This window comes from Paenibacillus sp. WG02 (assembly GCF_055396115.1).
The window spans coordinates 272,501-299,403 of the sequence record NZ_AP036016.1; the positions used below are offsets into that span (position 1 = coordinate 272,501).

Below are 26,903 nucleotides of genomic sequence, written 5' to 3' on the forward strand. Positions count from 1 at the left end.
CGATGGACAACAGGTGGAAATTCCTGTACCACCGTAGCCGTTATGAGCGATGGAGTGACGCAGAAGGATAGTGACGCGAGCTGATGGATGCTCGTCCAAGCAGTGAGGCTGGTTAGTAGGCAAATCCGCTAACCGTTAAGGCTGGGCTGTGATGGGGAGGGAAACTTTAAGTACCGAAGGTCATGAGTTCACACTGCCAAGAAAAGCTTCTAGCCAGGCGAAGGTGCCCGTACCGCAAACCGACACAGGTGGGTGAGAAGAGAATTCTAAGGCGCGCGGAAGAACTCTCGTTAAGGAACTCGGCAAAATGACCCCGTAACTTCGGGAGAAGGGGTGCCTCGGTAGGGTGAATAGCCCGAGGGGGCCGCAGTGAAAAGGCCCAAGCGACTGTTTAGCAAAAACACAGGTCTGTGCGAAGCCGCAAGGCGAAGTATACGGGCTGACGCCTGCCCGGTGCTGGAAGGTTAAGAGGAGTGGTTAGGGGCAACCCGAAGCTATGAATTGAAGCCCCAGTAAACGGCGGCCGTAACTATAACGGTCCTAAGGTAGCGAAATTCCTTGTCAGGTAAATTCTGACCCGCACGAATGGCGTAACGACTTGGGCGCTGTCTCAACGAGAGATCCGGTGAAATTTTAATACCTGTGAAGATGCAGGTTACCCGCGACAAGACGGAAAGACCCCATGGAGCTTTACTGCAGCTTGATATTGGACTTTGGTACGATCTGTACAGGATAGGTGGGAGCCTTTGAAGCCTGAGCGCCAGCTTGGGTGGAGGCGCCGTTGGGATACCACCCTGATCGTATCGGAGTTCTAACCTGGTACCGTGAACCGGTATGGGGACAGTGTCAGGTGGGCAGTTTGACTGGGGCGGTCGCCTCCTAAAATGTAACGGAGGCGTTTAAAGGTTCCCTCAGAATGGTTGGAAATCATTCGCAGAGTGCAAAGGCATAAGGGAGCTTGACTGCGAGACCTACAAGTCGAGCAGGGACGAAAGTCGGACTTAGTGATCCGGTGGTACCGAATGGAAGGGCCATCGCTCAACGGATAAAAGCTACCCTGGGGATAACAGGCTTATCTCCCCCAAGAGTCCACATCGACGGGGAGGTTTGGCACCTCGATGTCGGCTCATCGCATCCTGGGGCTGAAGTAGGTCCCAAGGGTTGGGCTGTTCGCCCATTAAAGCGGTACGCGAGCTGGGTTCAGAACGTCGTGAGACAGTTCGGTCCCTATCTGTCGCGGGCGTAGGAAATTTGAGAGGAGCTGTCCTTAGTACGAGAGGACCGGGATGGACGTACCGCTGGTGTACCAGTTGTCTCGCCAGAGGCATCGCTGGGTAGCTATGTACGGAGGGGATAAGCGCTGAAAGCATCTAAGCGCGAAGCCCCCCTCAAGATGAGATTTCCCAGTATGTAAGACCCCTTGTAGACGACGAGGTTGATAGGTTCGAGGTGGAAGTGCAGCAATGCATGCAGCTGACGAATACTAATCGGTCGAGGGCTTAACCTAAACCCTGAATGTTACTTTACGTAAGTTTCGTATCTAGTTTTCAGGGAATAATATTTCCTGACTGTATATATATCTTGGAGAGATACCCAAGTGGCTATAAGGGGACCCTCTGCTAAGGGGTTAGACTGCGTAAGTGGTGCGAGGGTTCGAATCCCTCTCTCTCCGCCAGTTTCCAAATATATATACCTTTTATGTGGCGGCGTAGCTCAGCTGGCTAGAGCGTACGGTTCATACCCGTAAGGTCGGGGGTTCGAGCCCCTCTGCCGCTACCATAAAACCAATCAAGTCGGAGGCTTAGCTCAGCTGGGAGAGCATCTGCCTTACAAGCAGAGGGTCGGCGGTTCGATCCCGTCAGCCTCCACCATTTTTATCTTCTTGCCGTTGTAGCTCAACTGGTAGAGCAACTGACTTGTAATCAGTAGGTTGGGGGTTCAAGTCCTCTCGACGGCACCATTTTCATGGTTTAACTTTTGTAGCATGGAGCTGTGGTGTAGTGGCCTAACATGCCTGCCTGTCACGCAGGAGACCGCGGGTTCGAATCCCGTCAGCTCCGCCATTTATTTTTTTAGTGAATTTGGACAAGCTAAAGACAATTACATAAGGCTCGGTAGCTCAGTCGGTAGAGCAGAGGACTGAAAATCCTCGTGTCGGCGGTTCGATTCCGTCCCGAGCCATTGAGATGGTTGTGCTGCAACAATGCAGCATGGTTATCTCTCATCTGGAGGCTTAGTGAAGTGGCTAAACACGGCAGACTGTAAATCTGCTCTCTTCGAGTTCGGTGGTTCGAATCCATCAGCCTCCATTTTACCTTGAGTCATTAGCTCAGTTGGTAGAGCACCTGACTTTTAATCAGGGTGTCGTAGGTTCGAATCCTACATGACTCACTTTTATAAGTAAACGTTGAAGGCCGTGAGGTCTTTTTTTGTTTTATATAACCAATGGGCAAAGTTAGTTCGCCCTTACATAAAGAAAAAGCATCCATAAGCCGGATGCTTTTTTTCTATTTCAACTTGTCGGCAACAGACTTCATTTTTTGCTTCATAGAGGCCGGTTTATCACGGCGATCGTCGATTTTGATGGAGGTGGAGACTCGTTCTGCTCCATTCGTAAATGGGACTTCGTGGACGGCACGAATGACTTCAAGCAGTCGGTCTAATGGACCCTCTAGAATGGTACCCATAGGTGTCATTTCAAAAGCGATATCAGCATGTTTTTCTAGTTCTTTATGCAGATCTGCGACATAGCCGCTAAGGCTTGTAGTGGCTGTTCCTATAGGGATAATGGTGAATTCTGCGATAGCCATGGAGGTCACTTCTCCTTTCATATTGTAAAGCTCTCTTTTATTGTAGATGAGTGACTACAGGCAATGCAATTCAACGTGAAGCTACTCCGTCAATTAAGAGCAGGCAAGGTCAATAATATAATCGGCTGTTCTTGCTGCAATCGCCATGACGGTGTTTGTTGGATTCCCTCCGCTTGAGGTTACGAAGAGACTCGCATCGCAGATGAACAAGTTTGGAATGTCGTGGCTTTGACCATATGAATTGACAACGGAGGTAGCTGGGTCATTACCCATACGGCAACCGCCCATGAGATGCTGTGTGTCTGATACTACGTGGGCAACCTCGCCTCCGGCTGCTTTGAGGATGAGTTTCATATTCTCTACAGCGTGATCGATTAATTTAAGATCGTTACCCCCATAATGAAAGTTCACGGAGGCACGAGGCATGCCATTTTCATCTTTTTCATCAGATAAGGAGATATGGTTGCCCCATTGCGGAAGAACTTCACCAACCATGGTTAAACGTCCATAGTAGTTGTAATCAAGCATGATTTGCCTGAGCTGCGGCCCCCAGATGGGCTCGTGAGACGATTTGCTGATACCCTGAGCCATATCTATAGGTCTTGAGCCGTGTGAATGAATGGTATAACCACGAGCAAAACCTCTGCGCGGATCCGTTTCATAGAAATCTTGTGTGGAGGCTAAAACAGGCGTGCCTTTGTATAATCGAACCTCTTGCTCAAATTTGGCGTAAACATCATTGCTGCTATGCGTCATAATCGCGCGGCCAACCCAGACCGCTGGAATTCGCCAGACCGTCTGGAAATTGAGGCGTAGCAGAGTGAAGCAGCAGGCGAGGGGTCTCGACAACATGTGCGCTTATAATCACAGTTTTGGCGCGTTGGCGATAGGTCTTTCCTTGGTTAACAAAGAGAACACCACTGACATGCCCCTCTTTATCGACTTCGATCTGGGTAACCATACAATTAGGGAGAATTTCAGCCCCGGCTTGTACGGCTTTTGGAATATGAACGATCAAGGTGCTAAACTTGGCATTCGGTATACAGCCTTCGATACAGAAGCCGCGATTGGTGCAGGGAGGACGCCCTTCAAAAGGAGTAGAGAGAATAGCAAGCGGTGTAACCGCGGATTGAATGCCAAGTGCTTCGCAGCCTTTTTGAAATAAATAAGCATTAGGACTTAGGGGGTCACGCTCTGGATAAGGGTAAGGGCCCTTGAAATTTCCCCAGGGGAAATGCCTCGGGCCGGAAACTGCAATTTCTTTTTCAATTCTACTGTAGTATGGTTCCAGATCTTTGTAGTGAATGGGCCAATCTTCACCAACGCCGTCAATAGACTTTGTTTTGAAATCTGATTCATGAAACCGCAAAAAAACACCGGTAAAGTTCTGCGTTCCGCCACCTATGCCCTTACCCGAATTATGCCTTCCCACTCCAAATGGTTCCGTCCCATCGACGATACGTGTATCTTCCCATGCCAAACTCCGCATGCTCAGCTCGTCACTAGCGAAATCCTTCTGAGGATCCCGCCAAGGTCCCGCATCGAGCACAACAACACTCAGGCCGGCTTCACTCAACTCTTTGGCCAGCAAACCTCCTGCTGCACCTGCACCTACAATTACAATATCGACAGCATCATTTCCATGTCTCCACTTCATGGCTCCCTCACTGCCTCCCAAGGGTCAAGTTGGCCAGGTTCTGCTCGTACATATCCGCGAGGATAGGCTGGGCCGCCAAAACCGATTTCCGACCAAACTAATGGATGTGAGTAATAGGCCTCTACACTTAACTGAAGGAGTTTAAGAAACAGTGCTTTTTGTGGAACATCATCCCAAGCTTCCGTTGGAGGGTAGCTGGCATCGCTGATTTGGAGCATGATGTGCTTTTGTGCAGCTTCGTCTAATTCGAAGAAAGGTCGGCTATCGGCTATCCATCCAGCCTCGTCAATCGCTTTAAGTCCCTGACGCAGGAGGTTTTGAATGGGGGGTACATTGACTTTGCGCTGTCCTTCCCCTTTATTTTCTGCCAACGTTCGATCGATATGGGTAAGGATCGATTGAATAATATCTCCCCGATGATCATCCATGAGCAAAGCGCACCAAACCCGTAATGTTTCCGTTTCTACCGGTGTTAGAAAATGATAAGAGTGTTCACGCACCAGTCGGGAGGTCACTATGGACCGAGTATGGGAATCCCATTCTTTTTGCTCATCTAGGACGTTGTAGTTTGGATAATAGGTATGATTCTTCAAGGTAAGTCAACCTCCATAGATAGCAGTAAGTCCAAAAATGCTAATGGCTGAAAATAATAAAGGCATCATCGGCTGATGAGGGAGACGAAACTAAATATAGGATGAAATCACCCTAGTACAATTATTTCCAAATTAACAAAGATTATGAGTTGGTTTTAAATAGCCATATTTACCAAGCTTCCAAAACCTAATGATATATTTGGCACGCTTACCAATTGTACGATTGAAGGTGAAGGTGGCGTAAAATTCACTTCCATCAATAAAGAATGGTTGCCGGATCATTATGTAATGGCTCGTCGAGTATTAAACTAAATCACGAATTAAACAGATCCCTTTTGCCGTTGCTGCAGGAGGGGGCTTTCACATTCACATGAGGGGGGGCACATATGTTACAATAAGGAGATAGATATAGAAGATATAAGGGAGTAAGGAGAGAGGCAGATGGATTGGGAGCGTGTAAAAGAGCGTTTGGAAGCGGTTTTACAGTCACCTATGCAGATTAGTTTGATACCCGAGGCAGATTGGGAACATTTGGCGGAAGAGCAGGCAGAGAATCTGGAGAGCTTTAGTAGAAGTGTTGTCCGCGGACAGGATGTGCTTTTTTATTTATCCAAAGAACATAAAGATATTCGCGTTTTGCAGGTTTCCAAAGCCAAACTAACCGCTTCAGAGCGTAAGCTCGTGGAGCTAACTGTAGATTCTAAGATGACATCAGAAAAGAAACAGTGGGGAATCTTTTTATCTGAAGATGAAAGAAAAGCGCACCAATTAAGAGATTGGCTGCTGCTGCAGATGGAACGCGGCTCAACCCATGCCGAGCTCCCGGATGCGCTAGCTTCACAATCCTCCCTGTATTCAACGAAAATTCCGCTGTTGTTGTACGGAGATTATTCTCAAAATCAGCGCGTTTCCTATGCGGAGCTGAAGAAGCTGTTGGAGTCCTTTTTTGAATCGGAGATCATCCTGATTCCTTTACTAGAAAAAGAGTGGTTGATTCTAGCACCCGAAGGTCTACTCACCAGTGGCAGCGAAGAGCGAGAAGGGGATGAGGAAGAAAGCGTAGAGCAGATTCTCGACGCTCTCGGTTCTGGGCTGTATGAAATGCTTGCTAATGAGTGGGTTGGCGAATGCCACCTGGCCATCGATTATCCGGTAAAACCTTCAAAATCGCTGTTCGCCACGATTCTTAAGCTAAGGGAGACCATCATGTTAGGGCGCTCCTTTCATGTAGGCAGCTTTATTCATCTTCGTTGGGAGCTTCGTTTGGAGAAGCTGCTGCATTTGATTGATGAAGAGGAAAAGGCTGAATTCTTAGAGCAGGTGCTTCGCGGCATAGACCATGTGCTGGATGCCGAGACGGTAATCACGTTGGAACATTTCTTCACACTGGACTGCAACGTTAGTGAAACGGCGAAGAAGTTATATATACACCGTAATACCTTGCTCTATCGTTTGGACAAGTTTAAAAATGAGACTGGACTGGATGTTAGAACGTTCAATCATGCGGTTTTAGTGAGACTTGCATTACTATTGTACAAAGTAACGAAAAGAAAGTGATTTTTTTGTAGGGATTGTGCATAGTCAGTCCGGACTTCGTAGGGTAAGATGAGTATATTGAAAAGTTGATCAGCAAGCATATGATCGATAAATCGTAGGGGGAATGAAACCATGGCAGGCGTACGTTTAAATCATATCGTGAAAAGATATTCTGGTGCAGAAGAATCCACAGTTAAAGATTTCCATCTTGAAGTTGAAGATAAAGAGTTCGTTGTATTGGTTGGAGCATCCGGTTGCGGAAAATCCACAACTCTTCGTATGATCGCAGGATTAGAGGAAATTACTGAAGGTGAACTTTACATCGGCGACCGCCTTGTAAATGATGTAGCTCCAAAAGACCGCGATATCGCGATGGTTTTCCAATCTTACGCCCTTTATCCACATATGACTGTTTATCAAAACATGGCATTCGGCTTGAAACTTCGTAAATTCAAAAAAGCAGATATCGATGCTCGCGTTCGTGAAGCAGCGAAAATCTTGGATATCGTTCATTTGCTTGATCGCAAACCAAAAGCTCTTTCCGGTGGTCAACGTCAACGTGTTGCCTTGGGTCGTGCGATTGTTCGTGAGCCACAAGTATTCTTAATGGATGAGCCGCTTTCCAACTTGGATGCGAAACTTCGTGTACAAATGCGTGCGGAAATCACAAAATTAACAAAACGTCTTGGTGTTACAACGATCTACGTAACGCATGACCAAATCGAAGCAATGACAATGGGCGATCGCATCGTTGTTATGGATAAAGGTATCATTCAACAAGCAGCTACACCTGAAGAAATCTACAACTTCCCAGTGAACATCTTCGTTGCGGGCTTCATTGGATCCCCATCCATGAACTTCATGACAGGTTCATTGACACAAGAAGGCAGTGGTGTTTTCTTCAAAGCAGGTACTGTGAACGTTGAAGTTCCAGCTGGAAAAGCACAAGTATTGAAAGACAAAGGTTTCGTTGGTAAAGAAGTTATTCTGGGTGTTCGTCCAGAAGATATCCACGAAGAGCCTGTATTCTTGGAAGCATCCCCGAACACAGTATTCAACGTTAACGTTGAGTTGACTGAGAACTTGGGTCACGAAATGTACTTGTACCTGAATGGTATCGGCGCTAACACAGTAATCGCACGTGTTGACGGTCGTTCAGGAATCAAAGAAGGCACAAACGTTAAATTGGCACTTGATATGAACAAAGTTCATTTCTTCGATAAAGATACAACATTGTCCATCTTGGTTAACCCTAATCTATAAGCTTTAACAGAAAGGCCAGCCGTTATCGGCTGGCCTTTTTTGTCTGTTTATACGGCTTCACGAACACTTTAGTTGATTTCACCTAACTATTCCATTACGATGAAACTATTGAAAAGAATGAATAATAGCAGATGAAGCACGTTTTGCACAGGCAAAACTCGGAGGAGACAGGACGATGGCCAAAAAAGTGAAGGTTTCCGAATTGGTAGAACAACTCCATATGGAGGTTCTTGCAGGTGAGTCTGGACTGAAACGTCCCATAACAACCGGTGATCTATACCGTCCAGGTCTCGAGATGGCCGGATATTTTAATTACCATCCGAGAGAACGTATCCAGGTGCTAGGGAAGACGGAAGTCACCTTCATGGAAATGTTAACGACGGGTGTCAGGCGCAATCGTGTAGAGCAGCTATGCTCGCCGGAAGAAACGCCTTGTATCATCGTGACAAGAGGACTAGATGTTCCTGTTGAATTATTGGAAGAAGCGACGAAGCGTGATCTCCCCGTACTTCGCAGTCAAATGTCTACGACGATTTTTGCAAGCCGTTTAACAGGGTTTCTAGAGAATAAACTAGCTCCAAGTACGACAATTCATGGTGTACTTGTCGATGTATACGGAATAGGTATGCTCATTACAGGGAGCAGCGGCATCGGGAAAAGCGAAACAGCGCTTGAACTTGTAAAAAGAGGTCATCGGCTTATTGCGGATGACGCCGTAGAAATTCGTCAAAATGGCGATAAGGTGCTGACAGGAAATGCTCCTGAGCTAATTCGTCATTTGCTTGAAATCCGCGGTGTGGGTATCATTAATGTAATGACTTTATTCGGAGCTGGTGCTATCCGTAATGTGAAGAAGATTTCGGTTGTGGTTAAATTGGAAAATTGGCAGCAGGACAAGCAATATGACCGATTGGGCCTCGATGAAGAATTGACACGCATCATTGATACGGATCTGCCGCTCGTCACGATTCCTGTTCGCCCAGGACGAAACTTAGCAGTTATCGTCGAAGTGGCAGCGATGAACTATCGTTTAAAACGAATGGGATATAACGCGGCACTTCAGTTTACGAATAAGCTTACGGAGTCGCTGAACGAAGATTTTGAGGATTTCGATTGATATTGATTAAGCAGCAATTTATATAAATATAATGAAGGAGTGAAACTATGCTCGAAAGTGTTGCGTTTTCCTTAGGACCGATACACGTGCGGTGGTATGGCATTATTTTAGGTACAGCCGCGTTAATTGGTTTGTTACTGGCAATTCGAGAAGGGAAACGGTTCCGAATCGTTCCTGACTTTTTCATGGATCTATTGTTAATTGGGGTACCTTCAGCGATTGTTGGCGCTAGACTTTACTATGTAGCCTTCCAATGGTCCGATTATAAGAATAATTTAGCTGAAATTTTTATGATCTGGCACGGCGGTATTGCCATTTATGGAGCGCTAATTGGTGCGATTATCGGTACTTTTTTCTACGTAAGAGCCAAAGGGTACTCATTTTTGAGAATCGCCGATATATGTGCGCCAGGTTTAATTGTGGGTCAAGCGATAGGACGTTGGGGCAACTTCATGAATCAGGAAGCCCATGGAGGCCCTGTTACGGAGTCATTCCTACGTAATACTTTGCATTTACCTAATTTTATCGTGAATCAAATGAACATTGAGGGTACTTTTTATCACCCGGCTTTCCTGTATGAATCTGTCTGGAATATCTTAGGGCTGTTAGTTCTACTCTGGCTTCGTCGCAGGCCTTTCCTTCGGGCAGGGGAACTATTTTTCAGTTATTTTATCTGGTATTCCATTGGTCGTTTCTTTATCGAAGGTGTGCGTACAGATAGTCTTGATTTCACTGGCCCCACGTGGCTTGCGTCGCTCTTGAATGCACTGTGGTCACCAATGAGAGTTGTATTTGAACCGGGCGTACTGACATATGGCGGAAATATAAGATTCTCGCAGCTGTTAGCGCTTCTGATCGTGATAGGGATGGTTATTGTTATTATCGTAAGAAGGAAAAAAGGATACGCGAATGTGCGCTATGCTGATCCTATTGTTTCCACGAAAGCTGATAAAAGCAAAGTATTGAAAGATCAAGAAGTAGATAAAGGAGCAGACTATGATTCAAACCGTACTATTTGATCTGGATGGAACGATTGTTGATACGAACGAGCTTATTGTGCAATCTTTTTTGCATAGCTTGGAAGGCGAGACGGCAGAGCCTATTAGCAGGGAACTCATCATTCCGAATATGGGGCGTCCGCTTGTGGAACAAATGGAATTTTTTACAGGCAGGAAAGAGGTTGAAGAGATCATTAAGAAGTATCGGACCTTCAACTTATCCAAGCATGATGAACTGGTCAAAGAATTCCCGAATGTACACACGACGATGGCTAAGCTGCATGCAAACGGGATTAAAATCGGAATCGTAACGAGCAAAATTCGACAAACCACTCTGATGGGTCTAAAGCTGTGTGGGTTGGATACTTTTGTTAGTACTATCGTGACGGTTGAAGATGTGAAAGAGCCGAAACCACATCCAGAAGGCATAATTGCAGCCCTTAAGGTGTTAGGAAGTACAGCGGACCAAGCGATGATGGTTGGAGATAGCCATTATGACATTGAGGCAGCCAAAAATGCGGGTGTTATATCAGTTGGCGTATCCTGGTCGTGGAAAGGGCGCTCCTACTTAGAGCAGTATAACCCGGATCATTTGATCGACGATATGCTTGACCTGCTTCCTATTGTGGGGCTGACGTCGGATGTGGATGCTGTTTGAGAAAAACGGATAAGTATCCGGTAGATGGACCTAATGCTTTATGGCAAATCTATCATACCGTTAGCAAATGGAAGGCGATGCGGAATTTCGTATTCATACAAATAACGCGGTACTCGCCTTCGCTGCGTATGAAAAATTGGATCTACCGGCACATATTGGGGATGAAGGTTGGTGAACATACCGCTTTTGCTTTGATGGTGATGGTGGATGTCTTTTTTCCAGAGAAGATTCATATTGGGAGCAATACGATTATTGGGTATAACACGACGATATTGGCCCATGAATATTTAACTAATGAGTATAGACTCGGAGATGTAAATATTGGATCGCATGTGATGGTAGGTGCCAATACGACGATTCTGCCCGGTGTGACGATTGGAGACTATGCCATTATTGGAGCGGGTTCGGTTGTGCATAAGGACGTGGCACCGCATAGCTTTGTGGCAGGGAATCCGCTTCAGACGATTCGTGAAAGAATGAATGAGAAATGAGAGTTGTATGCTATTGAGCCGTACAGCTCTTTTTTTTGCGTGTGTGAATGCGGATATGAAGAGTCGATATTCAAGGTAAAGACGATTGACGGTCCTAAGCTTCCGTGATAAAATAGCCGTACATTCTTTATTTTGGTAGTATGGTAGCACGTTACTGTGTTAAAGTGAATAAAAAGGAAATTGAATTCCTACATGTTGAGGTGAGACGGTGTCAAAGCCAAAAGTATTTGAAAAACCGTTAGGGGTTAAAGATTATTTGCCCGAGGCGGTTACGAAGCTGCGAAATATTGAATTCCGTGTATTGGCCTGTATGGAACGCTGGGGTTATAACCAGATCATTACGCCTACACTCGAATATTACGATACCGTTGGTGTTGCGAGCTCCACAGAAGATAAAAAGCTGTTCAAGCTGCTCGACCGTAAGGGAAAGACGCTTGTTTTGCGGTCTGAATTGACAGCGCCAATAGCGCGTGTAGCTTCTTCCTTGCTCAAGGAACATGCGTTCCCATTGCGCTTATCTTATCATTCGAATGTCTTTCGTTCGATTGAAGAGGAAGCTGGACGGGATTCCGAGTTTTTCCAAACGGGCGTCGAGCTTATTGGAGATGCTTCATCCGAAGCGGATGCTGAGGTAGTAGCGTTAGCGATTGCTTCATTGCAGGCGGCTGGCGTAGGCGCATTCAAGATTGCGCTCGGCCATGTAGGCTTCCTGAACGGTTTATTCCAGGAAACGCTGGAAGGACGCAGTGATGCACAGCTCGCACTGAAAGAGCATTTGCTCAGTCGCGATTATGTGGGGTACCGCGAAGCCATTAAGACGTTGGCTCTTACACCGGAGGTGGAGCGTGAGCTTATTGGCGTGCTGCGACTTAGAGGCGGAGATGAAATTTGCGAGCAAGCTCGTATGGTATCTCAGCACCCAATCGCGCAGGATGCGATTCGTCATTTATGCGAAGTATGGGATGTACTGAAAGCCTATGGAGTTAGTGAGCATGTAGTCATTGATTTAACAATGATTGGAGATTTCTCCTACTATACAGGCATGACGTTTGAGGGCTACGCAGCCGATTTAGGCTTCCCGGTTTGCAGCGGCGGCAGATACGATAATCTGCTGAGTCAGTTTGGGCGTCCGGCTCCGGCGACGGGGTTTGCGCTTAAAACGAACCGAATCCTAGAGGTTACAGCCAAAGAGAAAGTGGAGCAGCCAGGTCGCGTGCTGATTGCTTACAATGCAGAGCATCGTGAAGAAGCGCTGCAGCTGGCGAAAGCTATGCGCAGTAGTGATGATGAGGTTATCATTATCACGCAGTTGGTGAGCGAGTATGAAGCTTGGTCGAACGAGTTGTTGAACAAGGGAGACGGCCAGTACGAGCTTCGCGGAACGGTTTATAGCGATGTTATTACGATGATTGATTCGGCGGTTTGATACGAGCAAGTGAAAGTGAAGAGCAGGAGTGAGAGTAAGTTCAGGAGCAAGAGCAGAATCAAATGCATGATGGGTCTCGCTCGGTTGATTGGAAGCTTGAAGGAGGTTGGAACGGTGGATGATATTTTAAAAGTAGCAATGCCGAAAGGCCGTATTTATAAACAAGCAGCGAAGCTTTTTCATAAAGCGGGTCTGCCGATTCCAGAGGATCTGGAAGAAGGGCGCCGGTTAATCATTCCTGTTCATGAAGCAAGAATGGAATTCATTTTGGCGAAACCGGTGGATGTTCCTACCTATGTCGAATATGGTGTAGCGGATATCGGAGTAGTTGGCAAGGATGTCCTGATGGAGGAGAACCGCAACGTGTATGAGCTGCTGGATCTGGGCATAGCACGCTGCCGGATGTCGGTTATTGGACTGCCAGATTGGAAGCAAGAGATTAATCCGCGCGTCGCGACGAAGTATCCGAACGTCGCTTCTCAGTATTTTCGTGAGCGGGGGCAGCAGGTTGAGGTTATCAAGCTAAACGGCTCTATCGAGCTTGCGCCGCTAATTGGTCTTGCTGACCGGATCGTGGATATGGTTGAAACGGGAGAGACGCTCCGGGAGAATGGACTTGTGGAGCAAGAGGAGATTTTTCAAATTACGAGCCGCTTAATTGCGAATCGGGTTAGTTACCGCATGAAGAATGATTCTATTCAGCGGTTGTGTGATATGCTCCAGGCTGTTTTGCCTGTGATGAAGGTGTAGCGCGAGAAGTGCTTTAGAGGAACGACGATCCTCTATTTGAACGAAAATGGATAGAAATTCTAATTAGCGGAACGTAGGACAAATTAGTTTGTAGCTATGGTGCAATCGATATAGATAAGGAACAAGATCAAGAGAGGATGATGAAGATGCGGATACTTCCCGCCTCGGAATTTCAATTGAACCGCGAGGTCGAATACGGCTCACCCGAGCAAAATGAGACCGTCCGCCGCATCATCGATGAGGTGCGGCAGGACGGAGATGCCGCGCTGCGGCGCATGGCGCAGCAGTTCGACCGCGTCACCGTCGCTGAGCTTCGCGTCAGCGACGAGGAGATCCAAGCGGCGTACGCGCAGGTCGACGCCGATTTCCTGGCGGCGCTGCGGCAAGCCGCCGCCAACATTCGTGCGTTTCATGAGAAGCAGAAACGCACGTCGTGGATGGACCTGCAGGCCAATGGCAGCCTGCTGGGCCAAATCATCCGACCGCTGAAGCGGGTCGGATTGTACGTGCCCGGAGGGAAGGCGGCGTACCCTTCCTCCGTGCTCATGAACGCCATCCCCGCGATCGTCGCGGGGGTGCCTGAGATCGCGATGGTGACGCCTCCGGCTACCGCGGGGGAAGAGGGCATCAACCCGCATATCCTCGTGGCAGCAGCCGAAGCGGGTGTGAAAGAGATCTACCGCGTAGGCGGGGCGCAGGCGGTAGCCGCGCTGGCCTACGGCACGGAATCGATCCCGCCGGTCGATAAGATCGTCGGGCCCGGCAACATCTACGTCGCGCTGGCGAAGCGCTTCGTGTTCGGCGTCGTCGATATCGACATGATCGCCGGACCAACGGACATCGTCGTGCTAGCTGATGAGCACGCCGATCCTGAATACGTCGCGGCCGATTTGCTGGCGCAGGCCGAGCATGACGAGATGTCACCGTCGATTCTGGTGACACCTTCGAGAGAGCTTGCCGAAGCGGTTCGGCAAGAGCTGTGGCGGCAGCTGGATGTGCTGCCGAAGAAAGCGATCGCCTCTGTGTCCACAGCGACCAAAGGAGCTATACTCCTTGTGGATAACTTGGACGAGGGCGTTGACGTTGTCAATCGCTTGGCGCCGGAGCATTGCGAGCTGTTGGTACAGGAGCCTTTTAACCTGCTGCCTCGCATTGAGAATGCTGGAGCTATTTTCCTCGGCGCCTACAGCACGGAACCTGTCGGCGATTATTTCGCTGGACCTAATCATGTGCTGCCAACGAATGGCACAGCCCGCTTTTCATCGCCACTGAATGTGGACGATTTCCTCAAAAAATCAAGCGTTATTCACTATAGCAAGGAAGCGCTGATCGCAAACGGCGAAATGATTATGACGCTGGCTCGTAACGAAGGGTTGGAAGGTCATGCAAGAGCGGTAGAGATCCGACTCAAAAAGGAAGGGAAGTTGAAATAATGGCTGAACAAGATAAAGGGATCGCTCGCTCAGCGCGTGTAGCCCGCAAAACAAATGAGACTGATATTGCCCTGGCTTTCCAAGTAGATGGAACAGGGGTTTCTGAGCTCCAAACCGATGTTCCTTTCTTGAACCATATGCTTGATTTGTTCACGAAACACGGACAGTTCGATCTGAACGTCGTCGCAAAAGGCGATATTGAAATCGATGATCATCATACGGTTGAAGATATCGGTATTTGTTTAGGTCAAACCCTGCGTGAAGCACTTGGCGATAAAAAAGGGATTAAACGCTATGCCAGCGTATTCGTTCCTATGGATGAAGCCCTTGCTCAAGTTGTCATCGACATTAGTAACCGACCGCATTTCGAATATCGTGCGCAGTATCCTTCACAAAATGTGGGCAGCTTTGATACGCAGCTTGTACAAGAGTTTCTGTGGAAGTTTGCTCTGGAATCCCGTATTACGCTGCATGTTATCGCGCATTACGGACAGAACACGCATCATATGATTGAAGCTGTATTTAAAGCATTAGGCCGTGCGCTGGATGAAGCGACATCGATTGATCCTCGTGTGCAGGGGGTTCCTTCGACGAAGGGAGTGCTGTAGGAATGATCGCCATTATTGATTATGGAATGGGTAATTTACACAGTGTAAGCAAGGCTGTCGAGCGTCTGGGTTACGAAGCTGTTGTAACAGGGGATGCTGAGCAGATTCTTGCAGCTGAGGGTGCTATTCTGCCAGGCGTAGGCGCATTCGGAGATGCGATGGAGCAGCTGCGCGAGTCGGGGCTGAATGATGTCGTCACTCGTTATGCGGAATCGGGTAAGCCGCTATTGGGTATTTGCCTTGGTATGCAGTTGTTGTTCGCCAGCAGCGAGGAGCATGGGGACCATGAGGGGCTGGCCCTTTTGCCTGGCTCGGTTGTCCGCTTCCGCGGTGACTATAAAGTGCCGCATATGGGGTGGAACCGATTAGTCTACAAGCAAAATGCGAGTCCGATTTTCCAAGGTATCGAAGATGGGCATGTGTATTTCGTTCACTCCTATCATGCGAAGCCGGAGCGCGAAGGCGACCTGCTGGCGGTAACGGATTACCATCAGCCAGTGACGGCTATTGTAGGCAGAGATAACGTATACGGCATGCAGTTTCACCCCGAAAAAAGTGGGGATATCGGCATGCAGCTGCTTAATAATTTTTTGAAAATGTGCAATAAAAAATAACAATCTCTCTCGTCTCTTATTTGGTGCGATGGGGCGGGTTAGACACAAATAGAAGCTTCTAGGGACTCTTATTCCGTGTGAAAAGTTTGAAAAGGATTGTTTTCGGGGAAATAGAAGTCTGCAAAGACTCTTATTTGGACTAATTTAGCCGGTTTTGCAGAAATAGAAGCTTTTAGAGACTCTTATTCGATGCAAAAGCCATGGAGCTTTATTGTGGAGGATAAGCAATCCAGCTGTTTTTGCATAAATAGAAGTTTTAGCTTAGGAAGGAGGTGCCCATCATGTTAGCCAAAAGAATTATACCTTGCCTAGACGTCAAGGATGGCAGGGTGGTCAAGGGCGTTAATTTCGTTAATTTGCGCGATGCAGGCGATCCGGTGGAGCTGGCAGCGATTTACGATAAAGAGGGCGCGGATGAGCTGGTGTTCCTCGATATTTCGGCTTCGGTGGAAGGAAGGGCGACGATGGTGGAGGTTGTCCGTCAAACGGCAGGAGAGATTACGATCCCTTTCACCGTTGGCGGCGGCATCTCTAGTGTGGACGACATGAAACGCCTGCTTCGCGCCGGAGCGGATAAGATCGGTATCAACACAGCGGCGGTTCGAAATCCTCAGCTTGTTTCTGATGGAGCACGGAAGTTCGGTTCCCAGTGTATTGTCGTTGCCATTGATGCGAAGTTCAATAGCGAGTGGGGCGAGTGGGAAGTGTTCACGCATGGCGGTCGCAACGCTACTGGTATCAAGACGTTAGAGTGGGCGAAGCGTATGGAAGAGCTTGGCGCTGGAGAAATTTTGCTTACCAGCATGGATGCAGACGGGACGAAGGACGGTTTTGATTTGAAGCTAACACGTGCCGTATCCGGGCTGCTCACGATTCCCGTGATTGCTTCCGGCGGAGCGGGCAAAGCGGAGCATTTCTATGATGTATTTACCGAAGGCAAAGCCGATGCGGGGTTGGCGGCAACCATTTTTCACTATAAAGAGTTAACGATTCAAGGGGTCAAAGACGACCTTAAAGGTAAAGGGGTTGAAATCCGATGACATTTTCAATAGATCAGATTACTTATGATGCACAGGGTCTTGTACCTGCCATCGTACAGGACGCAGTCAGCAAAGAAGTGCTCATGCTTGCTTACATGAATAGCGAGTCATTGCAGCGTACGATTCAAACGGGTGATACTTGGTTCTGGAGCCGTTCCCGCGGGGAGTTGTGGAATAAGGGGGCAACTTCCGGTCATACTCAAAAGGTAAAATCACTGCGTTACGACTGCGATGCAGACACGCTGCTGGTTCTCGTGGAACAAGTGGGACCTGCTTGCCATAACGGCACGTATACTTGTTTCACAGAAAGTATCCCTGTGGATGGGGCCGCTCAAGAAGCCGCACCTGCCGCAGAGGGCAATCGTTTCGCGATCCTTGGCGAGTTGGAAGCCGTTATTGCTTCGCGTGACGCTGAGCGTCCTGAGGGCGCTTATACAACGTATCTTTTCGAAAAAGGCGTCGATAAGATTCTCAAAAAAGTCGGCGAAGAAACAGCCGAAGTCATTATCGCAGCCAAAAACAAAGATAATGATGAGCTTCGCTATGAAGCGAGTGATCTTATTTTTCACTTAATGGTCCTTTTGCGTAATAATAAGTTGCCTTTGGATGATATTATGAAAGAGCTGGCTAATCGGCACGTCAAAAAATAAATAAAACGACCTGGAGTGAATTCACGATGTTGATTGATTATCATACACATCATGTGCGCTGCGGTCACGCCTCTGGGGAACTGGAGGAATACGTCAAACGCGGCATCGAGATCGGGCTCACACAGTTGGGGCTTTCGGATCATATGCCGCTTTTGCATGTGGACCCTGCGACTTATTGGCCGGAAATGGCCATGCCGATGGAAGAACTGCCTCGCTATGTTGAGGAGTGTCTGCATCTTAAAGAAAAGTACAAAGATCAGATTGACATCCGTGTTGGGCTAGAGGGCGATTATATCGAAGGATATGAGACACAGATTGCCGCAATCATCAAAGCGTATCCATGGGACTATGTTATCGGTTCTGTTCATTTCCTTGGCGAGTGGGATATTTCTGATTTTAGGCAGCTCGCAGGTTGGGAAGGCAAGGATATTTATGAAGTTTATACCCAATACTACGAGGCAGTGAAGAAAGCAGTCCGAACCGGACTGTATGACTATATCGGTCATATCGATATGATTAAACGATTTGGTTATGTCCCGGATCGTGATACGTGGGAGCTGGAGAAGGCGGCACTGGACACTGTGAAAGAATGTGATCTTGCGATCGAGCTGAATGCTTCGGGCTTGCGCCATCCTTGTAAAGAGATGTTCCCGAGCCGCCGAATGCTGGAATATTGTCATAAGGTGGGAATTCCATTGACGCTAGGTTCGGATGCGCACCAGCCGGATCGGTTGTCCCAGAATTTGGACGAAGCCAGGGAACTCTTGAAATCCGTTGGATTTAACGAAATAGCCACATTTTCTGCCCGAAAACGACATCTTGTGACTTTTTAAATTCGACATGTTTCATGTATAATGAAGAGGAACTGTATAATCTATTTAATGAACCTTCGGAGGTAACCATTAACCATGCATAGCGACAATGTTAAAATCTTTTCCGGATCTTCGAATCCGAAGCTTGCGGAACGTATTTGTAAAGAGCTCGGCCAGCCGCTTGGACAAATTAAGCTTTCCCGTTTTAAAAGCGGAGAAATTTACTGTCTTTACGAAGAAACGATTCGTAACTGTGACGTATTCCTGGTACAAACTTTTTCCCATCCGATTAATGAGCACATGATGGAACTTCTGGTCATGATGGATGCGGCGAAAAGAGCTTCTGCAAGAACGATCAACCTTGTCATCCCTTACTATGGTTACTCTCGTCAAGAACGTAAAGCTGCTCCGCGTGAGCCGATTTCTGCTAAATTAGTAGCTGACTTGTTCAGTGCAGCAGGTGCAACTCGTGTAGTAACGATTGACCTTCATGCGCCTGCGATTCAAGGCTTCTTCAATATTCCGGTGGACCACTTAACGGCGCTTGATCTTATCAGCGATAACATTAAAAAGAGAAATTTGCCTAACCCAGTTATCGTATCTCCAGATGCAGGACGTGCGACAACCGCTGAGAAAATGGCGAACATTCTTGATGCGCCATTCGCAATGATGATCAAGAAGCGCCCAGAACATAATGAATCGGTGATTACCCATGTCATTGGTGATGTAGCCGGCCGTACGCCGATTATTATCGAGGATCTTATCGATACGGGTACGACGATTGTTAACGTTGTTGAGAGCTTGAAGGAAAGAGGAGCGCATGACGTTTATATTTGTGCGACACATCCTGTGTTCTCCGGACCTGCCCTGCAGCGCCTAGATCACCCTAGCATTAAGGAAGTCATCATTACGGACTCCATTGCGATTCCAGAAGGACATTCCGATAAATTCAATGTACTTTCCGTAGCTCCGCTGTTGTCTGATGCGATTCGCATTATTAATGACGGCGGATCCCTATCCTCCCTCTTCAAATACGGCGGCGTATAAGCGGAAGCTTTACAAGACGACTTTGAAAACGATGTGGATGCAGGAAGTGGATTCGGCGTCGAATCTTGAACGAAATTCGGGAAGTCCGGTACTCACGTAGGCTTACCTACGCTCCGTTCCTCCTTCTCCGAATTTCGTTCAACCTTCTCGGTTTTGAAAGCCGACTTGTAAAGCCTCGGTTGTATAAGGATCAAGGGCAGAGTTCAAGAGCAACTTCAAGACCAGATCTTACCTTCGGATTATGTTTTTGGCTTCCAAGCGATCTATGGTATAATTTGAGTGTAATCAAATTGCCGGAGGTGTCTTGCTATGGAAAAGATTAAGCGTGTGTCCGAAGCGCCAAAGCCTAAAGTTATTTCAATTAACATGGATGCCGCATTCTTTTTCGAGAGAGCGGTTCAATCGTTGGATCGGTTTCATTATGATAAGGCATTGAAATATTTCCGGCGAGCTGCAGAGTATGAACAGGATAACCCTGTGAATCACTGTAATCTCGCAGGAGTTCTCTCCGAAATGGGCAATTATGACGAGTCGAACCAAATTCTGCAGCATGTCCTTGATACGATCGATCCCGAGATGACGGAATGTCACTTTTATATGGCAAACAACTATGCCAACATGGAAAATTTCGAGCAGGCTGAACAAGCGTTGGTTCGATATTTGGAGACTGACCCCACAGGTCAATTCATGGATGAGTCTGAAGAAATGATGGAAATGTTGAGCTACGAGCTCGAACGTCCCGCCCCTCTCACTAGCATCAAGAGTCGAGAAGGGCTCTTCGAGCATGATAAAGCCCGTGCGCTTCTCGAAGAGGGCAAGTTCGCTGAAGCTGTGAGGCAGTTAGAGAAATTGGTGAAGAATCAGCCTGATTTCACAGCTGCCCGCAACAATCTGGCCCTTGCTTATTACTATATGGGTCAGTTTGAGAAGGCGATGGAAACGATTCGTGCAGTGCTCGACATCGATGCCGGAAATTTGCATGCGCTATGTAACATGGCCATTTTCCACCAGCATTTCGGTAACAAAGAGGAGTTAGCTGAGCTAACCTCTCTATTGTGCAAGACGTTTCCTTTTCAACAGGATCATGTGTTCAAGCTTGCTACAACCATGGGTATCCTTTCTGAGCATGAGAAGGCATACCACTTGTTTAAGCGCCTGCTTAAAGCAGGAGACGGGACAGCAGACCCTTGCCTCTATCATTACGCAGCGGTAGCAGCCAGCCATATCGGTCGATTCGGCGAAGCTTACCGTTATTGGAAGCAAGCCGAGAAGCTTGATCCCGGTGCCGAAATCTCCAAGTTTTACTTGGAGCAGCTGCGCTCACGCGAGAAGGCCGAAGGGCCGCTAACCTGGAGTTATCACTACCATCTGCCCTTCGAAGAGCAGTTTAGGGTGTTGGAGAAGTCCACGCAAGGAATCCCGGACCAACTGAAGAAAGATCCGCTAGTGCGATCCTCCTTCTTCTGGGCTTTGCGCCATGGTGATATCGAGACGAAGCTGCAGGTGATCCAAGCGTTCGGCTTAATCGCTGATAATGAAGTGAGAGATGCTTTGCAGGATTTCATCCTGGATCGTCAAGAAGATGACTATTTGAAGAGAGTCGCGATTTTTGTGCTTCGCAGCATGGGGATCCGAGAGTCACTTCCCGCCTATCTGGAGAACCAAGAGATAACGGTAGAAGCCTCTCCTTACTCGCCGCATTTGCCGATTTGGGATGCCAAATGGCAAAGTGTAATGGAAACTGCGCTGTCGCATATGCACAAGCGCTATGATATGGTTCAGCAGTATGATTTGGAAATCCTATGGGTTGAATTTCTAACGAAGATCTACCCGGCTGTGCCTAAGATTCATAAATCCGAGGGCTGGGCAGCAGCGTTAGAGTATTTGATCGCCAAAATGCATCGCCGAGCTATTTCCTATCAGGAAGTATCTACACGCTACGGTGTTACAGTCTCAACCGTAAGCCGCAACGTCAAGCTGATTGATGACACGTGTGGTTTACGTGAGAAAATGGAAGCTATTTTTAACAAATTCACGAGTATTTGATAGCCAGTCTTTTGCCTTGTCGAAAGACCTGGCTTTCATACATAAATAAAGCGGCGGTTTCAACTGCTCGCATGGAAGCACAATAAAACGAAGCATACGAAGACTGTCTTGCTGAAGCAAAACGCAGGCGATGCTTACGTAGATAGCTTTCCTGAGGAAAGCACCTAGGAGGGAAACCATATGTACAAATCAGTCGTTGTAGGAACAGGACCATCCGGTCTAACAGCAGCCATTTATTTAGCGCGCGCCAACCTTAGCCCACTCGTTATTGAAGGGCCAGAGCCAGGCGGACAGCTTACCACTACTACTGAAGTAGAGAACTTCCCCGGCTTCCCTGAAGGGATTATGGGTCCTGAATTAATGGAGAATATGCGGAAGCAAGCAGAACGTTTCGGCGCCGAATTCAAAACCGGTTGGGTGAACTCTGTTGAGCTGACGAATCGTCCATTTAAACTGCAAGTTGAAGGTCTTGGCGAGATCGAGACAGAAACACTGATTATCTCCACGGGTGCTTCTGCCAGATTGCTTGGAATTACGAATGAGAGAGAAAACATCGGACGCGGCGTAAGTACTTGCGCAACGTGTGACGGATTCTTTTTCCGCGGCAAAAAGATTGTTGTCGTTGGTGGCGGTGACTCCGCTATGGAAGAGGCAAATTTCCTTACTCGCTTTGCTTCGGAAGTCCGCTTAGTCCACCGTCGCGATGAGCTTCGCGCTTCGAAAATCATGCAGGATCGCGCTCGCGGCAACGAAAAAGTGAAATGGGCACTTAATAATACTCCACTTGAAGTTATAGCTGGTGAAAAAGGTGTTACAGGCCTGAAGGTCAAAAATAACGAAACCGGTGAAGATGAAATCATCGAAACGGACGGTATCTTTGTAGCTATCGGCCATACACCGAATACGAAGTTCTTAGGCGGACAAATCGATACGGATGAGCACGGCTACATTATTGTGAAGCCGGGCACGACAGAGACGAATATCCCTGGCGTATTTGCTTGTGGTGATGTGCAAGACACGAAATATCGCCAAGCGATTACAGCGGCAGGAAGTGGATGCGCAGCTGCTCTGGAAGCTGAAAAGTTCCTAGAAGGCAACATCGTACACGATTGGAGCCAGTCGCTGTAAGCGGTCTGGAGTCTTTACAGCAAACGTGGAGGGCTAATCTCTCCACGTTTTCTCGTTTCAATGGGAACTGTTGAATCTTGACCAGTTTACAGGCTTGACTTATAGTTGGAACAGGAGCATAAGTAAACCCCACAAAGTGACGCATAGCCTTCGAAGCTTATTCCAATTACTTTGCGGGGACCCCGGAAATATCCGAAAATTATTATGACTATTCATGAGGTGACCTTGCAATGTCAGATCAGATTTATATCGGTGTAGATTTAGGCGGTACGAATATCAAAGTGGGTATCTGCGACGAGCAGGGAAAACTGCTGCAAACGTTTGAAGGCCCTACAGGCGCGGAGAATGGTGCTGATTTTGTAATTGAGCGAATTGCCCAGTATGTACGCCAAATTGTCGAAGAGTCTCCGTTTGAATGGGAGCAAGTGGCTGGTATTGGCGCAGGTTTAGCCGGATTCATGGATATTCCGGAAGGCTTCGTTAAATTCTCTCCAAATTTGCAATGGCATAATGTCCCTGCGAAGAAAATGCTGGAAGGATTTCTGGGTAAAACGGTTAAGATTGACAACGACGCCAATGTAGCTGCTTTAGGCGAAGCTTGGGCGGGCAGCGGAGCGGGAATTCCAAATGTGGTTTGCTATACGCTTGGAACAGGTGTTGGCGGCGGGATTATTATTAACGGGAAAATTTATCAAGGTTCTGCGGGTATGGCTGGAGAGCTTGGTCATATGTCCGTTGTGCCAGACATTGAAGCAATTCAGTGTGGATGTGGACAAATGGGTTGTCTAGAAACAGTTTCGTCGGCGACAGGCATCGTTCGTATGGCTAATGAAGCCGTTGAGCGCGGCGAGAAAACGTCATTAGCTCTTCACGAGAAGATTGAAGCGAAGCATGTCTTCGATGCGGCCAAGAGCGGAGATGAAGTATCCCTGCGCATCGTGAACCGGGCTGCCTATTATATTGGACGTTCCATGGCTGCGATGGCCGTTATTATTAACCCGAAACGATTCATTATCGGTGGCGGTGTTTCGAAAGCAGGGGAAATTTTATTCCAACCGATTCGTGAAACCTTTAAGAAATACACGCCAGAGACAGCTTCAGAAGGTGTTGAGATCGTTGCTGCAACGCTGGGTAACGATGCAGGCATCGTAGGTGCTGCTGGTTTGAATTTAAGATAGACGTATTACGTACTGTTCGTATGGTTAGCGGATCTGAGTTGGCCTGCGAGAAGCACTCCAAAGGAAGGTGTCATTCATGGAAGAAAACCACCCTTTAGCGAAACTGGTCATAATTACAGGAATGTCAGGTGCAGGTAAGACGATTGCCGTACAGAGTCTTGAGGATCTAGGATTCTTTTGCGTCGATAATTTACCTCCTGTATTGATTCCTAAATTTGCTGAGTTGATCGAGCAGTCGATGGGGAAAATCGGCAAAGTGGCACTGGTGATTGATTTGCGAGGGCGTGAATTTTTCACTGCACTTCAGGAGTCGCTTCGTTATATCCAAGAGAATTACACGCTTAGTTATGAAATTCTATTCCTAGATGCTACCGATGCGACGCTAGTACAGCGTTATAAGGAAAGCCGTCGCCGACACCCGCTAGCTCCCGATGGAGCGCCGCTTGAAGGTATTGGTCTTGAGCGTAAACTGTTGGAAGAGCTGAAAGGCTTAGCCACACAGGTTATTGACACAAGCACGCTTAAGCCGGTGCAGCTCAAAGAAAGAATTATTTCCAGGTTTACCAATTTGGAAACAAACCGCATATCTATAAATGTAATCTCCTTCGGATTTAAGTATGGTGTCCCAATTGATGCTGATTTAATCTTCGATGTTCGCTTCTTACCGAATCCACATTATGTGGAACAGCTTCGTCCACAGACTGGTCAAGATCCCGATGTATATGACTACGTTATGAAGTGGACTGAGACGCAAGAGTTTCTGAATAAGCTGCTCGATATGCTCCATTTCTTAATGCCTCAGTATAAGAAAGAAGGCAAGAGTCAGGTTGTTGTAGGAATAGGCTGCACTGGAGGTAAACACCGATCCGTCGCCATCACGGAATATCTCGGCAAAGTGATGGGCAATAGCGAAACCGAAACCGTGCGTTTGAGTCATCGTGATGCCGAGCGGGACCGTGTATAAGCAGTCCTACGATTAAGAGGGTGAAAGAAGTATGGAACATGTGGAATTACAACGCAAGCCCAGAATAGTCGTTATCGGCGGTGGAACAGGTCTTTCGGTTATGCTTAGAGGATTGAAGGAGAAACCGGTTGATATTACAGCCATTGTGACGGTAGCGGATGATGGAGGAAGCTCTGGGATTCTCCGAAATGAATTACAGATGCCGCCTCCAGGCGACATTCGCAGTGTGCTAACGGCTCTTGCGGATGTCGAGCCTTTGCTGTCGCTTATTTTGCAATATAGATTTCAAGTGGGTACAGGTTTAGCTGGACACAGTCTGGGAAATCTAATACTAGCGGCAATTACGGATATTACTGGTGACTTTGTCACTGCGGTTCAAGAAATGAATCGCGTATTTGCTGTTCGAGGTCGGGTGCTTCCCGCATCGAATCAAGCTATCGTATTGAAAGCGATCATGGAAGATGGTACCTTAGTCGTAGGCGAGTCTAAGATTCCAAAAGCGGATGGACGCATCAAGCGTGTATTCATCGAGCCGGCTAACGTGACACCTCTAGCTGAAGCTGTTCAAGCTATACGCGAAGCGGATGCCATATTATGCGGCCCGGGCAGTTTATATACAAGCTTGCTGCCAAATCTACTTGTCCCTGGGATCGCGGAAGAGATTGTGAAATCGAATGCTGTAAAGTTGTTTATCTGCAATGTGATGACACAGCCAGGCGAAACCGACGACTATTCGGTCAGCGATCATCTGGATGCCATTTATGATCACCTGGGTCAACATTTGTTTGACTATGTGATTGTGAACAATGGGGAAATCCCTCCGCAAGTCCAGGCGAAATATGCGGAAAAGGGTTCGAAAGCGGTGCATTTGGACCTAGAAGAAGTCACGAAGAGAGGCTATCGGATTATTGCTGATCGACTCGTGCTATTTCGTACCTACCTTCGTCATGATGCAGAGAAATTGAGTGACCATATTTATCAGCTCGTCGAAAGCTGGATGTTAAGGAAGAAGTGAGTCCCTTGTCCTTTGCGGCAACAACCAAAAAAGAATTAACGTTAATTACAGATGCGGAAGCATGTTGTGAAAAAGCGGAGCTGTCAGCTTTGATTCGAATGAATGGATCTGTACAGTTAACCAGCCAACGTGTCGTACTTGATATTTCCACCGAAAATGCAGCTATTGCAAGGCGGATCTACACGCTCATCAAAAAAACGTACAAATTGCACACCGAGCTTCTCGTGCGTAAAAAAATGCGTTTAAAGAAGAATAACGTGTACATTGTTAGAGTTCCTGGTCAAGTTCAGGAGCTGCTCAGTGATCTGAAAATTGTTTCCGAAGGGTTCATATTCACCACGGGAATTAACAAAGAGATCATTCGAGGCAATTGCTGCAAAAGGGCATATCTTCGTGGGGCATTCATGGCTGGAGGCTCGGTGAATAACCCCGAGGGTTCTTCTTATCATCTCGAGATTGCCTCGATTTACGAGGAGCATTGCAAGGCGCTGTCGCAGCTTGCGAACAAATTCGATTTGAATGCCCGCTGCATCGAACGCAAAAAAGGTTTCGTCTTGTATATCAAAGAAGGCGAGAAGATTATCGAGTTTCTAAGTATCATTGGGGCACATCAGGCGCTGCTGCGCTTTGAGGATGTCCGGATCATGAAGGATATGCGCAACTCGGTGAATCGCATTGTCAATTGTGAAACAGCGAACCTTAACAAGACGATTGGTGCAGCAGTTAGACAGATCGAAAATATCCGACTCCTGCAAAGAGAGGTCGGACTGGATAGCTTGCCTGAGAAGCTTAGAGAGGTTGCCGAAATTAGACTTCAGCATCCTGATCTAAATCTCAAGGAAGTTGGCGACATGCTTAAGGGAAGCGTGAGCAAATCCGGCGTCAATCATCGTCTGCGAAAAATCGACGAATTGGCTGAAAAACAGCGAAATTCGTAGATAAGAAGCCCCTGTACAGCGCATCTATAAGTTTTTCTCATTTTTTCTAGTGTACTTCAGGGAAAAATGCTATAATGTTAAAACATAGGGTATTAGCACTGTTATCAATAGTAATTCATATAAGCTCCATA

Annotated in this window: 23 protein-coding genes, 8 tRNA genes, 1 rRNA gene and 1 pseudogene (1 of these 33 cut by a window edge); 30 read left to right on the plus strand and 3 right to left on the minus strand. The window is 47.4% G+C overall.

The window, feature by feature from the left end; translation table 11 throughout:
* The 9 genes from ACBP55_RS01225 to ACBP55_RS01265 all read left to right on the plus strand — a co-directional run.
* Positions 1 to 1,507: ribosomal RNA gene (locus tag ACBP55_RS01225) — 23S ribosomal RNA — on the plus strand (it extends 1,409 nt beyond the left edge of the window).
* 76 nt (positions 1,508 to 1,583) lie between these two features.
* Positions 1,584 to 1,675 (plus strand) — tRNA-Ser (locus tag ACBP55_RS01230).
* A gap of 27 nt (positions 1,676 to 1,702) precedes the next feature.
* Positions 1,703 to 1,779 (plus strand) — tRNA-Met (locus tag ACBP55_RS01235).
* 16 nt (positions 1,780 to 1,795) lie between these two features.
* Positions 1,796 to 1,871, plus strand: a tRNA-Val gene (locus ACBP55_RS01240).
* 13 nt (positions 1,872 to 1,884) lie between these two features.
* A tRNA-Thr gene (locus ACBP55_RS01245) sits at positions 1,885 to 1,960 on the plus strand.
* A 26-nt stretch (positions 1,961 to 1,986) separates the two neighbouring features.
* Positions 1,987 to 2,063 (plus strand) — tRNA-Asp (locus ACBP55_RS01250).
* A gap of 45 nt (positions 2,064 to 2,108) precedes the next feature.
* Positions 2,109 to 2,181: transfer RNA gene (locus tag ACBP55_RS01255), tRNA-Phe, on the plus strand.
* 46 nt (positions 2,182 to 2,227) lie between these two features.
* Positions 2,228 to 2,309: transfer RNA gene (locus tag ACBP55_RS01260), tRNA-Tyr, on the plus strand.
* A gap of 9 nt (positions 2,310 to 2,318) precedes the next feature.
* Positions 2,319 to 2,391 (plus strand) — tRNA-Lys (locus ACBP55_RS01265).
* A 116-nt stretch (positions 2,392 to 2,507) separates the two neighbouring features.
* On the opposite strand, the gene ACBP55_RS01270 is transcribed toward ACBP55_RS01265, so the two are convergent.
* The 3 genes and pseudogenes from ACBP55_RS01270 to ACBP55_RS01280 form a co-directional block, all read right to left on the minus strand.
* On the minus strand, positions 2,508 to 2,810 hold the full coding sequence (locus tag ACBP55_RS01270; protein ID WP_047678943.1) for an MTH1187 family thiamine-binding protein: 303 nt from the start codon (positions 2,808 to 2,810) through the stop codon (positions 2,508 to 2,510).
* 93 nt (positions 2,811 to 2,903) lie between these two features.
* Positions 2,904 to 4,467 (minus strand): annotated as a pseudogene (locus ACBP55_RS01275) (GMC family oxidoreductase).
* On the minus strand, positions 4,464 to 5,060 hold the full coding sequence (locus tag ACBP55_RS01280) for a gluconate 2-dehydrogenase subunit 3 family protein (RefSeq protein ID WP_464649160.1): 597 nt from the start codon (positions 5,058 to 5,060) through the stop codon (positions 4,464 to 4,466). Before ACBP55_RS01280 ends, ACBP55_RS01275 begins: the two are co-directional and overlap by 4 nt.
* A gap of 441 nt (positions 5,061 to 5,501) precedes the next feature.
* On the opposite strand from ACBP55_RS01280, the gene ACBP55_RS01285 reads away from it, so the two are divergent.
* The 21 genes from ACBP55_RS01285 to whiA all read left to right on the plus strand — a co-directional run bounded on the left by ACBP55_RS01285 (position 5,502) and on the right by whiA (position 26,772).
* On the plus strand, positions 5,502 to 6,617 hold the full coding sequence (locus ACBP55_RS01285; protein ID WP_464649162.1) for a PucR family transcriptional regulator: 1,116 nt from the start codon (positions 5,502 to 5,504) through the stop codon (positions 6,615 to 6,617).
* A gap of 111 nt (positions 6,618 to 6,728) precedes the next feature.
* Entirely contained in the window at positions 6,729 to 7,859 is a 1,131-nt protein-coding gene (locus ACBP55_RS01290) for an ABC transporter ATP-binding protein (protein ID WP_029199455.1), read from the plus strand.
* A gap of 175 nt (positions 7,860 to 8,034) precedes the next feature.
* Complete coding sequence (gene hprK / locus ACBP55_RS01295; RefSeq protein ID WP_029199454.1) at positions 8,035 to 8,976, plus strand: HPr(Ser) kinase/phosphatase; 942 nt, start codon at positions 8,035 to 8,037, stop codon at positions 8,974 to 8,976.
* 47 nt (positions 8,977 to 9,023) lie between these two features.
* A complete protein-coding gene (lgt, locus tag ACBP55_RS01300; protein ID WP_464649164.1) occupies positions 9,024 to 9,995 on the plus strand; it encodes a prolipoprotein diacylglyceryl transferase in 972 nt (323 codons plus the stop codon).
* Positions 9,973 to 10,632 (plus strand): pyrophosphatase PpaX, encoded by a 660-nt coding sequence (ppaX, locus tag ACBP55_RS01305; RefSeq protein ID WP_464649166.1) that lies wholly within the window; start codon positions 9,973 to 9,975, stop codon positions 10,630 to 10,632. Before lgt ends, ppaX begins: the two co-directional genes overlap by 23 nt.
* Positions 10,629 to 11,123, plus strand: a complete 495-nt coding sequence (locus ACBP55_RS01310; protein WP_464649168.1) for an acyltransferase — start codon at positions 10,629 to 10,631, stop codon at positions 11,121 to 11,123. Before ppaX ends, ACBP55_RS01310 begins: the two co-directional genes overlap by 4 nt.
* Positions 11,124 to 11,331: 208 nt before the next feature.
* On the plus strand, positions 11,332 to 12,549 hold the full coding sequence (locus tag ACBP55_RS01315; protein WP_464649170.1) for an ATP phosphoribosyltransferase regulatory subunit: 1,218 nt from the start codon (positions 11,332 to 11,334) through the stop codon (positions 12,547 to 12,549).
* Between the two features lie 114 nt (positions 12,550 to 12,663).
* Positions 12,664 to 13,299 carry an ATP phosphoribosyltransferase gene (gene hisG, locus ACBP55_RS01320; protein ID WP_464649172.1) on the plus strand — a complete coding sequence of 212 codons (636 nt, stop codon included), beginning with the start codon at positions 12,664 to 12,666 and terminating at the stop codon, positions 13,297 to 13,299.
* A 146-nt stretch (positions 13,300 to 13,445) separates the two neighbouring features.
* On the plus strand, positions 13,446 to 14,732 hold the full coding sequence (hisD, locus tag ACBP55_RS01325) for a histidinol dehydrogenase (protein WP_464653200.1): 1,287 nt from the start codon (positions 13,446 to 13,448) through the stop codon (positions 14,730 to 14,732).
* Positions 14,732 to 15,340, plus strand: coding sequence for an imidazoleglycerol-phosphate dehydratase HisB (gene hisB / locus ACBP55_RS01330; protein WP_464649174.1), 609 nt, complete (start codon positions 14,732 to 14,734; stop codon positions 15,338 to 15,340). The genes hisD and hisB overlap by 1 nt, the downstream gene beginning before the upstream one ends.
* Positions 15,341 to 15,342: 2 nt before the next feature.
* Complete coding sequence (gene hisH / locus ACBP55_RS01335) at positions 15,343 to 15,954, plus strand: imidazole glycerol phosphate synthase subunit HisH (protein ID WP_464649176.1); 612 nt, start codon at positions 15,343 to 15,345, stop codon at positions 15,952 to 15,954.
* Between the two features lie 281 nt (positions 15,955 to 16,235).
* Positions 16,236 to 16,994: an imidazole glycerol phosphate synthase subunit HisF gene (hisF, locus tag ACBP55_RS01340; RefSeq protein ID WP_029195985.1), complete on the plus strand. Its 759-nt coding sequence runs from the start codon at positions 16,236 to 16,238 to the stop codon at positions 16,992 to 16,994.
* Complete coding sequence (gene hisIE, locus ACBP55_RS01345; protein ID WP_056833522.1) at positions 16,991 to 17,644, plus strand: bifunctional phosphoribosyl-AMP cyclohydrolase/phosphoribosyl-ATP diphosphatase HisIE; 654 nt, start codon at positions 16,991 to 16,993, stop codon at positions 17,642 to 17,644. Before hisF ends, hisIE begins: the two co-directional genes overlap by 4 nt.
* Positions 17,645 to 17,670: 26 nt before the next feature.
* Positions 17,671 to 18,477: a histidinol-phosphatase HisJ gene (hisJ, locus tag ACBP55_RS01350; RefSeq protein ID WP_464649178.1), complete on the plus strand. Its 807-nt coding sequence runs from the start codon at positions 17,671 to 17,673 to the stop codon at positions 18,475 to 18,477.
* A gap of 75 nt (positions 18,478 to 18,552) precedes the next feature.
* Complete coding sequence (locus tag ACBP55_RS01355) at positions 18,553 to 19,503, plus strand: ribose-phosphate diphosphokinase (RefSeq protein ID WP_464649180.1); 951 nt, start codon at positions 18,553 to 18,555, stop codon at positions 19,501 to 19,503.
* Positions 19,504 to 19,812: 309 nt separating this feature from the next.
* A complete protein-coding gene (locus ACBP55_RS01360) occupies positions 19,813 to 21,549 on the plus strand; it encodes a tetratricopeptide repeat protein (protein WP_029195989.1) in 1,737 nt (578 codons plus the stop codon).
* A 180-nt stretch (positions 21,550 to 21,729) separates the two neighbouring features.
* Positions 21,730 to 22,677 (plus strand): thioredoxin-disulfide reductase, encoded by a 948-nt coding sequence (trxB, locus tag ACBP55_RS01365; RefSeq protein ID WP_029195990.1) that lies wholly within the window; start codon positions 21,730 to 21,732, stop codon positions 22,675 to 22,677.
* Positions 22,678 to 22,907: 230 nt separating this feature from the next.
* Positions 22,908 to 23,855 (plus strand): ROK family glucokinase, encoded by a 948-nt coding sequence (locus ACBP55_RS01370; RefSeq protein WP_029195991.1) that lies wholly within the window; start codon positions 22,908 to 22,910, stop codon positions 23,853 to 23,855.
* 76 nt (positions 23,856 to 23,931) lie between these two features.
* Positions 23,932 to 24,819: an RNase adapter RapZ gene (gene rapZ / locus ACBP55_RS01375; RefSeq protein ID WP_029195992.1), complete on the plus strand. Its 888-nt coding sequence runs from the start codon at positions 23,932 to 23,934 to the stop codon at positions 24,817 to 24,819.
* 31 nt (positions 24,820 to 24,850) lie between these two features.
* A complete protein-coding gene (locus tag ACBP55_RS01380) occupies positions 24,851 to 25,834 on the plus strand; it encodes a gluconeogenesis factor YvcK family protein (protein WP_464649184.1) in 984 nt (327 codons plus the stop codon).
* 5 nt (positions 25,835 to 25,839) lie between these two features.
* Positions 25,840 to 26,772 (plus strand): DNA-binding protein WhiA, encoded by a 933-nt coding sequence (gene whiA / locus ACBP55_RS01385; RefSeq protein ID WP_029195994.1) that lies wholly within the window; start codon positions 25,840 to 25,842, stop codon positions 26,770 to 26,772.
* Positions 26,773 to 26,903 lie beyond the last annotated feature (131 nt).

Bases quoted from the DNA above. Each gene is read 5' to 3' on its own strand.
- hprK (WP_029199454.1), top strand. From the start codon at position 8,035: ATGGCCAAAAAAGTGAAGGTTTCCGAATTGGTAGAACAACTCCATATG.
- ACBP55_RS01360 (WP_029195989.1), top strand. From the start codon at position 19,813: ATGGAAAAGATTAAGCGTGTGTCCGAAGCGCCAAAGCCTAAAGTTATT.
- hisD (WP_464653200.1), top strand. From the start codon at position 13,446: ATGCGGATACTTCCCGCCTCGGAATTTCAATTGAACCGCGAGGTCGAA.
- rapZ (WP_029195992.1), top strand. From the start codon at position 23,932: ATGGAAGAAAACCACCCTTTAGCGAAACTGGTCATAATTACAGGAATG.
- ACBP55_RS01290 (WP_029199455.1), top strand. From the start codon at position 6,729: ATGGCAGGCGTACGTTTAAATCATATCGTGAAAAGATATTCTGGTGCA.
- ACBP55_RS01355 (WP_464649180.1), top strand. From the start codon at position 18,553: ATGCATAGCGACAATGTTAAAATCTTTTCCGGATCTTCGAATCCGAAG.
- trxB (WP_029195990.1), top strand. From the start codon at position 21,730: ATGTACAAATCAGTCGTTGTAGGAACAGGACCATCCGGTCTAACAGCA.
- ACBP55_RS01380 (WP_464649184.1), top strand. From the start codon at position 24,851: ATGGAACATGTGGAATTACAACGCAAGCCCAGAATAGTCGTTATCGGC.
- lgt (WP_464649164.1), top strand. From the start codon at position 9,024: ATGCTCGAAAGTGTTGCGTTTTCCTTAGGACCGATACACGTGCGGTGG.
- ppaX (WP_464649166.1), top strand. From the start codon at position 9,973: ATGATTCAAACCGTACTATTTGATCTGGATGGAACGATTGTTGATACG.
- hisH (WP_464649176.1), top strand. From the start codon at position 15,343: ATGATCGCCATTATTGATTATGGAATGGGTAATTTACACAGTGTAAGC.
- hisIE (WP_056833522.1), top strand. From the start codon at position 16,991: ATGACATTTTCAATAGATCAGATTACTTATGATGCACAGGGTCTTGTA.
- hisF (WP_029195985.1), top strand. From the start codon at position 16,236: ATGTTAGCCAAAAGAATTATACCTTGCCTAGACGTCAAGGATGGCAGG.
- ACBP55_RS01270 (WP_047678943.1), bottom strand. From the start codon at position 2,810: ATGGCTATCGCAGAATTCACCATTATCCCTATAGGAACAGCCACTACA.
- ACBP55_RS01370 (WP_029195991.1), top strand. From the start codon at position 22,908: ATGTCAGATCAGATTTATATCGGTGTAGATTTAGGCGGTACGAATATC.
- hisB (WP_464649174.1), top strand. From the start codon at position 14,732: ATGGCTGAACAAGATAAAGGGATCGCTCGCTCAGCGCGTGTAGCCCGC.
- ACBP55_RS01285 (WP_464649162.1), top strand. From the start codon at position 5,502: ATGGATTGGGAGCGTGTAAAAGAGCGTTTGGAAGCGGTTTTACAGTCA.
- hisJ (WP_464649178.1), top strand. From the start codon at position 17,671: ATGTTGATTGATTATCATACACATCATGTGCGCTGCGGTCACGCCTCT.